Origin of the sequence: Staphylococcus ureilyticus (assembly GCF_025558845.1) — a bacterium.
In the GTDB taxonomy this organism is placed as follows: Bacteria; Bacillota; Bacilli; order Staphylococcales; family Staphylococcaceae; genus Staphylococcus; species Staphylococcus ureilyticus.
Window position 1 is genome coordinate 2,085,932 of sequence record NZ_CP094825.1, and the last position, 14,863, is coordinate 2,100,794.

15 protein-coding genes are annotated in these 14,863 nt (G+C 32.9%); 9 read left to right on the forward strand and 6 right to left on the reverse strand.

Annotated features, from left to right (window positions below):
* Positions 1 to 34: 34 nt before the first annotated feature.
* Entirely contained in the window at positions 35 to 1,426 is a 1,392-nt protein-coding gene (locus tag MUA21_RS10435) for an MFS transporter (RefSeq protein ID WP_262561220.1), read from the reverse strand.
* Between the two features lie 346 nt (positions 1,427 to 1,772).
* Between MUA21_RS10435 and MUA21_RS10440 the strand changes: the two genes are divergently transcribed.
* The 9 genes from MUA21_RS10440 (at position 1,773) to MUA21_RS10480 (ending at position 10,213) form a co-directional block, all read left to right on the forward strand.
* A complete protein-coding gene (locus tag MUA21_RS10440; protein WP_262561221.1) occupies positions 1,773 to 3,530 on the forward strand; it encodes a sensor histidine kinase in 1,758 nt (585 codons plus the stop codon).
* Positions 3,527 to 4,291 carry a response regulator transcription factor LytR gene (locus MUA21_RS10445; RefSeq protein WP_107525161.1) on the forward strand — a complete coding sequence of 255 codons (765 nt, stop codon included), beginning with the start codon at positions 3,527 to 3,529 and terminating at the stop codon, positions 4,289 to 4,291. Before MUA21_RS10440 ends, MUA21_RS10445 begins: the two co-directional genes overlap by 4 nt.
* Before the next feature lie 120 nt (positions 4,292 to 4,411).
* Positions 4,412 to 4,855, forward strand: coding sequence for an antiholin-like murein hydrolase modulator LrgA (lrgA, locus tag MUA21_RS10450; protein ID WP_107525162.1), 444 nt, complete (start codon positions 4,412 to 4,414; stop codon positions 4,853 to 4,855).
* The gene (gene lrgB, locus MUA21_RS10455; RefSeq protein ID WP_019468801.1) at positions 4,852 to 5,553 is read left to right on the forward strand and encodes an antiholin-like protein LrgB; all 702 of its coding nucleotides are present in this window, start codon (positions 4,852 to 4,854) and stop codon (positions 5,551 to 5,553) included. The genes lrgA and lrgB overlap by 4 nt, the downstream gene beginning before the upstream one ends.
* A 363-nt stretch (positions 5,554 to 5,916) precedes the next feature.
* The gene (locus MUA21_RS10460) at positions 5,917 to 6,429 is read left to right on the forward strand and encodes a DUF4242 domain-containing protein (RefSeq protein WP_019468800.1); all 513 of its coding nucleotides are present in this window, start codon (positions 5,917 to 5,919) and stop codon (positions 6,427 to 6,429) included.
* A 252-nt stretch (positions 6,430 to 6,681) separates the two neighbouring features.
* The gene (locus MUA21_RS10465) at positions 6,682 to 7,422 is read left to right on the forward strand and encodes an ABC transporter ATP-binding protein (protein WP_073344084.1); all 741 of its coding nucleotides are present in this window, start codon (positions 6,682 to 6,684) and stop codon (positions 7,420 to 7,422) included.
* Positions 7,423 to 7,435: 13 nt separating this feature from the next.
* A complete protein-coding gene (locus tag MUA21_RS10470; protein ID WP_046207560.1) occupies positions 7,436 to 8,395 on the forward strand; it encodes an ABC transporter substrate-binding protein in 960 nt (319 codons plus the stop codon).
* 5 nt (positions 8,396 to 8,400) lie between these two features.
* Positions 8,401 to 9,162, forward strand: coding sequence for an ABC transporter permease (locus tag MUA21_RS10475; RefSeq protein ID WP_262561223.1), 762 nt, complete (start codon positions 8,401 to 8,403; stop codon positions 9,160 to 9,162).
* A gap of 13 nt (positions 9,163 to 9,175) precedes the next feature.
* A complete protein-coding gene (locus MUA21_RS10480) occupies positions 9,176 to 10,213 on the forward strand; it encodes an acyl-CoA dehydrogenase family protein (RefSeq protein ID WP_046207558.1) in 1,038 nt (345 codons plus the stop codon).
* A 199-nt stretch (positions 10,214 to 10,412) separates the two neighbouring features.
* On the opposite strand, the gene MUA21_RS10485 is transcribed toward MUA21_RS10480, so the two are convergent.
* Genes MUA21_RS10485 through MUA21_RS10505 form a run of 5 tightly spaced genes read right to left on the reverse strand, consistent with a single transcriptional unit; the run spans position 10,413 to position 14,658 of the window.
* Positions 10,413 to 11,174: an alpha/beta hydrolase gene (locus MUA21_RS10485; protein WP_073344091.1), complete on the reverse strand. Its 762-nt coding sequence runs from the start codon at positions 11,172 to 11,174 to the stop codon at positions 10,413 to 10,415.
* A gap of 15 nt (positions 11,175 to 11,189) precedes the next feature.
* Positions 11,190 to 11,882 (reverse strand): ABC transporter permease, encoded by a 693-nt coding sequence (locus MUA21_RS10490; RefSeq protein ID WP_019470117.1) that lies wholly within the window; start codon positions 11,880 to 11,882, stop codon positions 11,190 to 11,192.
* Entirely contained in the window at positions 11,882 to 12,823 is a 942-nt protein-coding gene (locus tag MUA21_RS10495; protein ID WP_070657958.1) for an osmoprotectant ABC transporter substrate-binding protein, read from the reverse strand. Before MUA21_RS10495 ends, MUA21_RS10490 begins: the two co-directional genes overlap by 1 nt.
* A 15-nt stretch (positions 12,824 to 12,838) precedes the next feature.
* On the reverse strand, positions 12,839 to 13,474 hold the full coding sequence (locus MUA21_RS10500) for an ABC transporter permease (RefSeq protein WP_019470115.1): 636 nt from the start codon (positions 13,472 to 13,474) through the stop codon (positions 12,839 to 12,841).
* Entirely contained in the window at positions 13,474 to 14,658 is a 1,185-nt protein-coding gene (locus MUA21_RS10505) for a betaine/proline/choline family ABC transporter ATP-binding protein (protein ID WP_262561224.1), read from the reverse strand. Before MUA21_RS10505 ends, MUA21_RS10500 begins: the two co-directional genes overlap by 1 nt.
* Positions 14,659 to 14,863: the final 205 nt, after the last annotated feature.

Sequence of the window (14,863 nt, forward strand, 5' to 3'; positions counted from 1 at the left end):
TTTGTTATTTACTTCAAAAATCTTATTACCATAACTAATTATTAAATTGCTTTTTCGGAACTAATAACCATACAAATACAAATGCAATGATTGCTAATGCAGCATTAAACCACAGTCCATACATGGCACCAACATGAATATTGTCACGAGCTGACATAATCGTAAATATTGTCCCTGAAATAGCTACGCCAAATGAGTTACCAAGTGAAGATGCCATTTTATATACACCAGACGCGACACCTACCTTATCTTCTGGCGCAGTAGTAACAGCTGTATCTGTTGAAGGTGTGGCATACATACCTAAGCCTACACCATAAATTAAGTAACCTAACACACAACTGATGACATAAACAGGCGTAGGTAAAAAGGTTAACGAGATTAATAGAATCCCTATCGCATTAAGCCCTGCACCTATAAGCATTGGTTTTTTAGGACCGACTTCCTGTAGAATTTTTTCTCCGACTCTAATCATGATTAAAACAGCTACTAAATAAGTAATAGTCATCATACCAGATTGGAATGAGGTGAAATGTAATCCCGATTGAAAATAAGTATTCGCAACAATAAGCGTTCCTGCTACAGCATTTAGTAAAAAGTTTGACACTGTAGCACCACTGTATGCTTTATGTTTAAAAAGTTTAAAATCTATCAATGGGTTTTTAACTTTGTTTTCAAATAATATAAATACAATAATTGAAATGATGAATATCACAATTAACATCAAAATAAGCGGTGAAAAGAAACCATAATTTGAAGATTGTGTAATGATTAAATTGACACTCAGCATTGCAACTATTAATATAATTAGCCCTACAAAATCAAATTTGGCACGTTTTGATGCCTCGGTTTGAACGGCTTTCGTTTCTGGCGTGTGTTTGATTAAATACATAGACACTAAAGCTACTATTATTGAAATAATAAATATAGATCGCCATCCTACAAAGGTAGCCATGATGCCACCAAAAAACGAACAAATTCCAGTACCACCCCATGAACCGATAGACCAGTAACTTAACGCACGTTGTCGCCTTCTTCCAATATAGTATTCATTTATAATTGCTAATGTCGAAGGCATGATACATGCTGCAGATAGCCCCTGTATTGCTCTCCCAAGTACTAACAAAGGGACAAATCCTGGAATGATAATAAGTAATGATCCAAGAACGCTTAAAGTCAAACCGATATAAGTCATTTTGACCCTACCATATCGATCTGCAAGTCCTCCTGTACCTACAACAAACAAACCACATAATAATGCGGTTAAACTTACGGCTACGTTAATCGTTCCATAACTAGTTGTGAAAGATGTTTCTAATGCAGGAACGATATTAACGAGCGATTGAGCAAACAACCAAAATGTTATTACGCTTAAAAAAATACCTAAAAGAAGTCTGTTATCTCCTTCAAATGGTTGTTCTGATTCCATATTATTTTGCCTCCTAAATCCCCGTAAAACAACCATAATCATTATTAATGATTTAACTTGTCCAGCTCCAAAACATTTTCTCTTGCCTTATAATAATGATTACATGGTAAACATGACTTTTTAAAATTCAAAACATTTTTTAAAAAAGTCAATAAGATAAAAATAACATTTACTTCAATTTATTGCTAAAAAAAGAGCACGCAAAGTGTATTAAGTAACTTTTTAATTATTCCACAAAATATATTGATAGCGTTTAGAAATTTTATTTTTTCTATAAGAATAATTAATACATAATCAAAATTATGTATTATACTAGATAGACAAATTATCTATAAAGGTGTATGAGATGTTAAATTTATTTATTTTATTACTAGAACGTGTAGGTCTTATTATTATTATCGCTTATATATTAATGAATATTAATCACTTTAAAACAATGATGAATCAAAGAGATAAACGAAGTTCACAATGGCAGCTCATCATCATTTTCGGGTGTTTCTCTATGATTTCAAACTTCACAGGTATACAAATCAATGGCAATGAAGTCGTTAATGGTAGCGTCTATAATCACTTAGATCCTGAGGCTTCTCTCGCAAATACGCGCGTACTTACCATAGGTGTTTCAGGGTTAATCGGAGGACCATTCGTCGCTATTTTTGTCGCAATGATTTCAGGCATTTATCGTGTTTATATTGGTGGTGCTGATGCTTATATTTATCTGATTTCATCTATATTTATTGCGCTAGTATCCGGTTATTTTGGTTATAGAGCAATGCGTGCACGTCAGTATCCTACCATAGTTAAAGGTACTATCATTGGAGGTACTACAGAAGTTATTCAAATGATTTGTATCTTAATCTTTTCTGATAATACGGAGCATGCTTGGTCACTAGTTAAATTAATTGCTTTACCTATGATTTCAATCAACTCAATCGGTACAGCAATTTTTTTATCAATTATATTATCGACAATCAAACAAGAAGAAGAAACACGTGCTATTCAAACACATGATGTTTTACAACTGGCAAATGAAACATTACCATTTTTCCGCTCAGGATTAAATGAACATTCTGCCAAACAAGCAGCTACCATTATTTTAGATCTTATGCGTGTTTCGGCAGTCGCTATCACTAATCGTAAAGATATATTAACGCATGTAGGTGCAGCAAGTGATCATCATGTTGCCCAAAAACAAATCATTACCAATCTTTCAAAACAGGCAATACAAGCAGGTACTTTAAAAGAAGCATATTCAAGGGAAGATATTGGTTGCAATCATCCTGAATGCCCGCTTGAAGCAGCCATTGTCGTTCCATTAAGAGTCAAGAATGATGTTATTGGTACTTTAAAACTATATTTTACTAATAGGCACGATGTTTCTCATTCCGACAAACAGTTAGCATCTGGTCTTGCAGAGATATTTTCTAGTCAACTTGAATTAGGTCAAGTTGAAACACAAAGCGCTTTAGTTAGAGATGCCGAAATCAAATCACTACAAGCACAAGTAAATCCGCACTTCTTTTTCAATGCCATTAACACAATTTCTGCCTTAGTCAGAATTGATAGTGAAAAAGCAAGAAAGTTACTGTTACAGCTCAGCCAATTTTTCCGCTCAAATTTACAAGGTGCACGTAACAATACGATTTCACTTGAAAAGGAATTGCAACAAGTTGAGGCTTATTTATCATTGGAACAAGCACGTTATCCAGACCGTTTTGATGTTTCATTCAATATTGAAGATTCATGTTATGGTGCACTTGTACCACCATTTGCAATACAAATACTTATAGAAAATGCCATCAAACATGCCTTTAAAAACCGTAAATATAACAATCGTATTATCGTAACCGCTTATAAAACAGCAGATGGATTATATATATCAGTTGAAGATAATGGTTCAGGAATCCCTGATGATAAAATTAATAATATAGGTAAAACACGTGTTTATTCTGATTTAGGCACAGGTAGCGCCTTAGAGAATTTAAATCACAGATTAGAAGGCTTATTTGGCATTACAGCTAAAATGCATATTCATTCCGGCAAAGAAGGTACCAACGTAAGTTATACTATTCCATTTTTCATAAGAGAGGACGAAAAACATTGAAAGCAATTATTGTAGATGATGAACCTTTAGCGCGTAACGAACTTCATTACTTATTAAATGAAATTCGTACGTTTGATGTAATTAATGAAGCAGAAAATGTTTCAGAAACATTAGAACTCTTACTTTATGATCGTTATGATTTAATTTTTTTAGATATTAATTTAATGGAAGAGAGTGGACTCGATTTAGCAAATAAAATTAACAAAATGCAAAACCCACCACATATTATTTTTGCGACGGCACATGATACTTTCGCCGTTAAAGCTTTTGAGCTAGATGCGACGGATTATATTTTAAAACCATTCGAACAAAAACGTATTGCACAGGCCATCCATAAAGTTGAAACAGCGCTCGATCACGATACTTATAAACAAGCAAATGATGTCAGCCAGCATCAAAATGATGCACACAAAGAAAATACGCCAACTTCACAAATGGTTTTACCTATTGAAGTAGATGAGCGTATTCATATCATTAATTTAGAAGATATTATTGCTATTTCTGTTAATAACGGTATTACTACGATCAACACCTTACAAGAAAATTATCATACAACTGAACCACTTAACCATTACGAAAAAAAAATTGCGGATCCTTTGTTTATGAGAATTCACCGTGCCACGCTTGTTAATAAAGTACACATACAAACAATAGAACATTGGTTTAACTATACCTATCAACTTACGATGACAAATGCATTAAAATTCCAAGTCAGTCGCTCATATATGAAAACGTTCAAGCAGAATATGGGCTTACTTTGAATGTCACACCGTAATTAATGCAACTCAGTATATACGTTTCGTAATTCACCTTTAAAACGACTAGTAGCAACCGTTTTCATATTATAATTAACTCAAGATTAATTCGGGAGGAAATACATTATGGAAACAAACAAAAAACAAGCTGAGAAGCAGCCTAGTCATTCAAAAACGTATAACTTTTTTCATCAAGTACTAGTGTTGGCAATCATCATGCTTTTATCAAATATTATCGAAAGTTTCATGCCTATTCCAATGCCAGCATCAGTGATAGGTCTAGTCTTATTATTTATCGCTTTATGTACAGGGATTGTTAAACTTGGGGAAGTTGAAAAAGTGGGTACGACGCTAACAAATAATATCGGTTTCTTATTTGTACCTGCAGGTATTTCAGTTATTAATTCTTTAGGCGTATTAAGCCAAAGTCCGATCTTGATTATATTGCTAATTCTCATTTCTACAATCTTATTATTACTATGCACAGGATTTTTCTCACAAATGTTAATTACAAAATCATTTATACCTAAGAAAAGAAAACCTAAACAGTTAGCGGAGGAAAAATTATGATTGAACATTTAGGCATTAACACACCATATTTTGGAATTTTATTATCTATTATACCTTTTATCGTAGCAACGATATTATTCAAGAAGACGAATGGCTTCTTTTTATTTACACCATTATTTGTCAGCATGGTCTTCGGTATAGCATTTCTAAAGTTAACAGGTATAGATTATGCAAATTATAAAATCGGTGGCGACATCATCAATTTCTTTTTAGAACCTGCAACTATCTGTTTTGCGATTCCTTTATATAAAAGACGTGACGTACTTAAGAAATATTGGAAACAAATCCTTGGTGGTATTGCTTTCGGAACGACAGCTGCTTTGGTATTTATCTATTTCATTGCAAGTGCTTTCCAATTTTCAAATGAAATCATTGCATCTATGTTACCACAAGGTGCTACCACTGCCATTGCTTTACCAGTATCAGCCGATATTGGTGGTATTAAAGAACTAACATCATTGGCAGTAATCTTAAATGGTGTCATTATTTATGCTTTAGGTTCCAAACTCATTAAATTATTTAACATTACAAACCCTATTGCTCGTGGGCTCGCACTTGGTACAAGTGGCCATTCATTAGGAGTGTCATCTGCACAAGAATTTGGTGAGACAGAAGCTTCAATGGCCTCTATTTCACTAGTAATCGTAGGTGTAATCGTAGTCGTTGTTGCACCAATTTTAGCAACAGTCTTACTATAATATCTAAAATCACAACGATAAAAAGTTAGAACATAAACAATGCTTGCTCAAGCTTAAGCGTCAATTTCTATGATAAATATAGAAGTTGACGTTTTCTTTAGTTTTATGAAACCTAAAATTTTCTCCCCCCGTTTTTTCTTATATTTAATACAGTTTAATTAAATATAAATGTTTATATCATTTTATATACGTTTTGAAATTTTTTAAAAATTAACGTTACATGTTTCCCGAAAGATTTTACTTTACATAGAATATAATTTTTAACAATTATCAGAAAATTAAAATAACATCCTTTTATATCCTTGTATTTTGATAAGAATTATAGTACTATGCATTTATTATAAACATTGGAGGTTCTATTAAATGACATTATATTTACTCGAAGCAAATAATCTTGATTTCGCAAAGTCTAAAAAAGACTTAGAAGATAAAGCAGCAAAACTCACTACTGGTGAAGTACCAACACTAATTGAAGTACAAGCAACAGAAGATTTAACACATGGCTATTTTATTGTAGAAGCGAATAGTGATACAGAAGCTAAACAATTTCTTGAAGATGCATCTATCAACATTAATTTAGTTAAAGAAGTGCGTTTAGTAGGTAAAGACTTAGAAGAAGTTAAAAAAGGTGATGCACACGTTGATTATCTTGTTACGTGGAACATCCCAGAAGGTATCACAATGGATCAATATTTAGCGCGTAAAAAGAAAAATTCTGTCCACTATGAAGAAGTCCCTGAAGTTCAATTCCAACGTACTTATGTATGTGAAGATATGTCAAAATGTATCTGCTTATATGATGCACCTGATGAAGACGCCGTTCGTCGTGCAAGAAAAGCTGTAGATACACCTATTGATGATATTGAAAAATTATAACTAAACTTTCTCTTTATATTTATAATTCCATAGGTTTAGTTAGCAAAAGTTATTTATAAGTATGTATCATACTCGTCACACCATTGCTAGCTAACAATCTTATTTAAGCTAAAAATTGGGGTAAACTTATAAATAACCTAAACACTATTCAAGGAGCGGCAATATGAAATCAAATGATACATTTTAGATTTCTGCCGCTTTTTTTTCATCAAAAAAACATATTAATTAGATAGGAATAATAGAGGTGTTGCCATGATTCGCATTAATCACATCCAACATCAATTTGGAGACCATCGTGTTATCGATGATTTTAATTTAAATATTGAAAAAGGTAAAATAGTTACTTTTCTAGGTAAAAGTGGTTGTGGAAAGTCTACCATGTTAAACATTATAGGCGGATTTTTAACACCTTCGTCAGGTACTGTTAAAATTGAAGATCAATTAAAACAAAATCCATCACCTGATTGTTTAATGATTTTTCAGCATCATAATTTACTGCCGTGGAAAAACATTAATGACAACATTCGTTTAGGATTAAATCGCGAAATGAGTGATGATGAAATCAATAATTATTTAAAATATGTTGATTTAGATCATAAAGGAAAGACGTTTCCAGAGCAATTATCTGGAGGAATGAAACAACGCGTAGCACTTTGCCGTGCACAAGTCCATCAACCCAAAGTCATATTGATGGATGAACCATTAGGCGCACTGGATGCTTTTACACGTTATAAATTACAAGATCAACTTGTACAACTCCAAAAACAATCTACAGCTACGATTATATTAGTTACGCATGACATTGATGAAGCCATTTACCTTTCTGATCACATTATCTTACTCGGCGATGGCTGTAATATTATAAGCCAATATTCAATTGAACAATCACATCCGAGAAATAGAAATGATAGTTATTTATTAACTTTAAGAAATAATATTATGGAAAAATTCGCATTAAACCACCATCAAGCAGAACCTGAATATTACATATAAGGAGTTGTAACTATTGAAAAAAATAATCATCTTTCCAATAATTATGATCCTTATACTAAGTGCATGTAATAATCAATCTATACAGAAGAATAATCAACATAATCAACCGCAAAAGACTTTAAAAATTGGTTATTTGCCAATTACACATTCTGCTAACTTAATGATGACTCAAAAAGTAAAAGCACAAGCTAAACATAATGGTTATAAATTAAAATTAATTAAGTTTAATAATTGGCCAGATCTTATGGATGCATTAAATAGTGGGAGAATTGATGGCGCATCAACCTTAATAGAATTAGCTATGAAATCTAAACAAAAGGGTGCTGATATTAAAGCAGTTGCGCTAGGACACCACGAAGGTAACGTCATTATGGGACAAAAAGGTGAAACGGTAAACAATTTTAATAATGAGCATCAATATCGATTTGCCATCCCTCATCGTTATTCAACGCACTACTTATTATTGGAAGAAATGAGAAAACAATTAAATTTGAATGCTCAAACATTCAGTTATCATGAAATGGCTCCAGCAGAAATGCCAGCTGCCCTAAATGAACATAGAATTTCTGGATATTCTGTGGCCGAACCATTTGGCGCATTAGGAGAAAAGTTAGGCAAAGGAAAAACTTTAAAACATGGTAATGAAGTGATTCCCGATGCATACTGTTGTGCTTTAGTACTTAGAACTGACTTAATAAAAGATCAAAAACATGTTGCTCAAAGTTTTATATCTGATTATAAAAAAGCTGGATATCGAATGAATGATAAATCACAAAGTGTTGATATTATGTCTAAGCACTTTAAACAAGATCGAAAAGTATTGGAACAATCCGCAGAATGGACATCATATGGCAATTTATCAATTAATGAAGATGGTTATCAAAAAATTACACAGTTGATTAACCAACATCAACTTTTCGAAACACCATCTTATAAATCATTCGTTGATCCAACATTGTATAAGGAGGCATAAGCAGCATGTCAGGTAATTTAATTAAAAAGCAAACTTTACCTATACTAACATTTATACTTTTCTTATTTATTTGGCAATGTGTCATTTGGATTGGAGATTATAAACCGATATTACTCCCAGGTCCTATCCTAGTAGCACAGAGCATTTGGCATTTTATTATTACCGGGGAAATATTTACCCATCTGGGCATCAGTTTATTTCGATTCTTTATTGGATTTAGTATCGCTATTTTAATTGGTGTCCCAACAGGTTTTATTTTAGGTCGAAGCACCTTATTGCACACTGCAATAGAACCGTTATTTCAACTTATACGACCTATTTCACCTATAGCTTGGTCGCCATTTGTTGTTTTATGGTTTGTTATTGGCAGTTTACCAGCAATGGCTATCATCTTTATCGCTGCTTTTTTCCCGATTGTATTTAGTACGATTAAAGGCGTTAGGAATGTTGAGCCACAATACTTAAAAATTGCGTCAAATATGAATTTAAGTGGTTGGACGTTATATCGTAACATCTTATTCCCCGCTTCATTTAAACATATTATGGCTGGTATTCACATGGCAGTGGGAACAAGTTGGATTTTCTTAGTTTCAGGTGAAATGATTGGAGCCCAATCTGGACTAGGATTTTTAATCGTAGATGCGCGTAATATGTTAAATTTAGAAGATGTATTATCAGCGATCTTCTTTATTGGACTCTTTGGATTTTTGATAGATAGAATAATTAGTTATTTAGAAAAATTAATTTTAATCAGATTTGGAGAATAAAGGAGTAATTTATATGACTTTACAAAAACGTATTGAAACAGAATTAGATCCCTATGTTATTGAAATTGATGAAGGGAGTTATTACCCACGACCATTCATTCAAGGCTTATTTAGAGATGGCTATTTTTCTGAAAATGACTTAAAAAATAATCTAGAAGTCATTGAAGAAGTCTCAAAATCCTGCTTAACTACAGGTTTTTGTCTATGGTGTCAATTAGCATTTTCAACTTATTTACAACACGCAAATCAACCACATTTAAATAAAACTTTACAGCAACAGTTGTTAAATGGAGAAATTTTAGGAGCAACAGGTTTATCTAACCCTATGAAATCTTTTAACGATTTAGAATCATTCAATTTAACACATCATTATAATGACAACACATTAATTATTAATGGCAAATTACCTGCAATAAGTAATATTGCGTCTGATCATTATTTTGGAGCAATTTCTAAAGCAAATGATACAGATGAGTTAGTGATGTTTATTGTAAAAGCGAATCAAAAAGGTATAACTTTAGATGAAAAATCAAATTTCTTAGGTGTCAATGGGTCGGCTACATTTGCTATTGAAATGAAAAACGTAGAGATTCCTGAATCACAAATTATAACAAAAGAAGCAAAAAGTTTTGCTTCTGCCATTCGACCACAATTTGTAGCTTTACAAATTCCTATAGCGCTCGGTTCAATCAGAGCTTCGTTAGATTTAATTCATAAATTTTCTGACGCACAAAATGGCATCAATAAATACTTAGAATTCGATATCAATGCGTATGAAAACCAATATAAACAGCTTAAAAACGCGTTTTATCATATTATTGAAAACGATGATTTAGACGATAATTTTGCTGAACTGATCAAAATTAAAAAAGAAGCTGGTTACCTATTATTAGAAGTAAATCAAGCTTCGATGGTAAACGGTGGTTCTAGAGCATATTCTCCACGTGCGCCACAAGCTCGTAAATTGAAAGAAGGTTTCTTTTTTGCTGCACTTACACCTACATTGAGACATTTAGGAAAATTAGAAGAAGAATACCGCACTACAGTTTAGTAAACGAGTATAGATGGAAAATCAAAATCATCGAAACATAATGACGACATCAAAAATTCGACAATGATATAAAATGATCGTCTAATATAAAAATAAATGGCTAATCCCTATCATCATCAAGTGGATTAGCCATTTTGTATTTAAATTGATTTCGTCGTCTCGACTTTAAACGTTACTCAGTGATATGAGTCAGCATATATTACCCTTTTACTAACCAGTCTATAGCACGTTTGATAGCATAGTCCCAATAAGCATAATCATGCTCACCTGGCCCATCCTCAAAACAATATGAAATTTGCTTTTCATCTAGATATTTAATAAATTTTTTATTATCTTCATGTAGTGCATCTTCTGTACCACACATAATTAATAAATCTGGTATCTCTTTACCTTGTTGAATTGCCTGGTCAACTAAATAATATGGGTCTAAGTCATTACCTGTAGCATTTTTTGAAACACCTGCAATTGCTTCTCCAGAATAATCGTACCAATCATAATCCATGAACGTCTGAGCATCATATACTGCCGATAAGGGACAAGCCTTTGCAAATCGATGTCCCTCAGCTAATGCAAACTTGATTGTTCCGTAACCTCCCATGGAATGACCAGCGATAAAATTATCTTCTCTCTTTTGTGACAAAGGTAAAATTTGATGTGCATAATCAAGTACTTCTAGCACATAATCATAATACTTATGACCAAAAACCATATTACTATAACCACTGTGATCTGCATTAGGCATAATAACTGCAAGTTGATGCTCATTCGCATAGCGCTCTATATTTGTGTAACGCATATACGAAGTTTCATCACTAGACAAACCATGCAGTAATAATAGTGTTTTTAGTGGTTTAGGCTGTGTACCTTTTTTGAAATAACTTTCATCCTCTGGAAGAATTACCATAAAATGATGATGCATACCTATTGTCTTTGAATTGTAATTAATCGATAATAGTGCCAATGATTTCACGACCTTCTATTCATTAATACTTTGCGGCTTAGTTTTACCTCTTTTTTCTGCTTTATGTGCAGGATCTAAACGTTTCTCCAATAATCTTAAACCGACATCTATAATAATAGCGATTAATGCGATTGGTATCGCACCAGCTAAGATAAACGTTGTACCATCTGTAGCGTTTGTTCCTCGGATAACGATGTCACCTAATGTAGGTGCACCAATAAATGAACCAACTGCTACAACACCAATTGCAACAACCAGTGCAATTCTTAATCCACCTAATATGACTGAGAGTGATAAAGGTAACTCAATCATTCTTAATACTTGATTTCGCGTCATACCCATACCTTTACCAGCATCTTTAATATTCGCATCAACACCCATTATACCTGTATAAGTATTTTTTATAATCGGTAATAGCGCATATAAAAATACTGTTACCACGACTGTAGTAGTACCTAATCCCATGACAAGCATGAGTATCGCTAACATTGCAATAACCGGAACGGTTTGAATAATATTCGCGATAGTAATAATAACACCAGAAAACTTACTATATCTTGCAATTATGATACCAATTGGAATACCAACAATAGATGCAAAGAGTACACCGTAAACAGACATTAATAAGTGTTTTAAAAATAAATCCCAAAGGTAGCCATAGTTGACTGAATAATATTCTACTAATTGTTGTAATAAATTACCTTCCATTAGTTTTGACCACCTTTCTTATCATTTTCAAAATAATTATGTTTTTTTAAGAAGTTCTCAGCAACGACTGCTGGCTCTTGTCCTTCACCATCTGCTTGATAATTAAGTTTTTGCATTTCAGATGTCGAAACTTTTTTGTCTAGTTTATTGATGATTGGTTTTAACTCTGGATGTTTATCTAACAATTCATTCGTAGCAACCGCACTTGCATCATATGGTGGGAAAAATTGTTTATCATCCTTTAAAACTTTTAAGTCATATGCTGCAATACGTCCATCCGTTGAATAACCTACAGCTACATCTAAATTATTAGAGTTTAATGCATCATATACTAAACCAATTTGCATTGGTCTGATAGTATCAAATTTAAAACCATATTCTTTTGTAAATCCAGGATAACCGTCACCTTCACGGTTTAACCAAGAACTATCTACACCGAGTTTAAGTTCAGGATGCTTTTTCAAATCAGATACAGTTTCTAAATTATATTTTTCTGCTGTTTCCTTAGTGACCATAAATGCGTATGTGTTAGCAAAACCGTAAGAGTTAAAGAAGGTTTGGTCGAATTTTTTTTGGAAACCATCTTGAGTTGCTTCCATAGCTTTTTTAGGATCTTTAATTGGATCTTCATTTAAGGCACCAGTTAAATCAGTACCATTATATCTAGCACCTGACATATTCGCGTCACCATTTACTAACGCATTGTGTTGAATGGTACTTGATCCTAAATTATTAATTAAAGTGGGTTTAATTTCACCATTTGTATCGTGTTCTATTAACAGTCTCAACATATGAGACATAATTTGTGATTCACTTGTTGCAAGTGCTGTGATTTTAATATCTTGTTCTGAACTGTTGCTACCTAATCCTGGTAAACTACATCCAGATAAGACCGTCAGACACAACACAAGCACAATACAATATTGTTTCAATTTCTTCATAATGTCCTCCTTAAATTATCTGGATACTTTTAACCCCTTAGGTACAGCCCATCTTTCTACTAGTGACAGTAGGAAATCTACGATCAATGCTAAAGCAGTCACTAATACTGCTGCACTTACAATCATTAATGGGTCATACAAGTTTAATCCATTAAATACAAAATCACCTAAACCACCTGCGCCTACATAACTGGCTAAAGTTGCCCAACTAATTACGTAAACAGAAGATAAACGAATACCTCCTAGTATAAGCGGTAAGGCTAACGGTAATTCCACATCTTTCATTAATTGAAAACGTGTCATACCCATACTTGTGCCTGCTTCTTTAATGTTATCATCTATGTTTTGAACACCTAATACAGTATTGTTTAAGATTGGCAATAATACATAAATAAACAAAGCTACAATTGCAGGTAATTTACCCACACCAAAGATTGGAATCATGACTGCTAACACTGCTAATGTTGGTATCGTTTGTAACACACCAGCAATAGTTAGCACAATATTAGATGTTCTTTTCATTTTTGATAATAAAATACCCAATGGTACAGCGATGACGATAGCAATTAACAAAGCGATGATTGAGATATAGAAATGTTCAACGGTTTTTGATATCAGTTGACCACCATACTGCTCTACAAAATCTTTCATTACTTATCAGCTCCTACATTATCGGGCTCAACAATAGCATTTTTTTGTGCACTAACATCTTCGTCTAACTCGCCCCAAATACTATCGTAAACGATGTCAACTAAGTTTGCTCTTGTAACTAGTCCAATCAATGTCTCTTCATCACTATCTACAACTGGTACATTTCTTACATTTCGTTTTAATATCGTACGCACCGTATCTTGTAATTTACTATCTACTCTTACTCTGTATATATCACGTTGCATCGTGTCAATAAGTTCTTTATGAGCTCGTAAGCCTTGGTTAATATCTTCTATATCTAAATATCCAAGTAATCTATCATTATTACCTACGACAAATAACGTATCGACACGTCGGTCTCTCATAACCTTAACCGCTTCATTTAATGAACTATCTGCATGTACAGTTACTGGTCGGATCATTGCATCTTTGACGGTTCTCATATTAGGTCTATCTTGAATCAATCTATTTTGACCGATAAAGTCACGTACGAAATCGTTTGCAGGATGTCGTAAAATATTATCTGGTGTATCATATTGAACAACATTCCCTTCAGACATAATACAAATTTTATCTGCCAATTTAATCGCTTCATCCATATCATGTGTGACAAAAATAAATGTTTTACCTAATTTTTGTTGCAGTTCTTTAACCAAATCCTGTAATGTATCTCTCGTAATTGGATCTAACGCACCGAATGGCTCATCCATTAAAATAACATCTTGTTCAGCTGCTAAAGCACGCACAACACCAATACGTTGTTGCTGTCCTCCAGACAATTGTGAAGGATATCTATCTAAGTATTCTTCTGGTAAATCTACTAATTTTATCAATTCTTTAGCTTTTTTCTCTTTCTTTTCATCAGACCATTTTAATAATTTAGGTACTAAGACTATATTCTCTTTAATGGTCATATGAGGCATTAGGCCAATTTGCTGAATCACATAACCAATTTTTCTACGTAATTCAACGGCGTTCATTTTGCGCACATTTTTACCATTGATTGCAATTTCGCCTTCTGTAGCTTCTATCATTCTATTTATCATTCTTAAAGCAGTGGTCTTCCCACTCCCACTTGTACCGATAAACGCTATAAATTCACCAGATTCGATTTCCAATGATATATTATCTACAGCTTTTTTTGTGCCACCATAGACTTTAGATAAGTTTTTTATACTTAACATGTGTTAATTCCTTTCTATTTTTGTATTTTCATTTAACATTTCATTTATAAATATAGGGCTAACTGTGGATGTTATACAAATCCGAAAATAAGTAAAAACATGTAGCACAACTAGCCCTACTTTGTTCATGTGTTGGTCAAAAATATCAATTTTGACTAATTTTTTTCATCCTATATCTATTAAGATAACTCAACAAATGAAAATA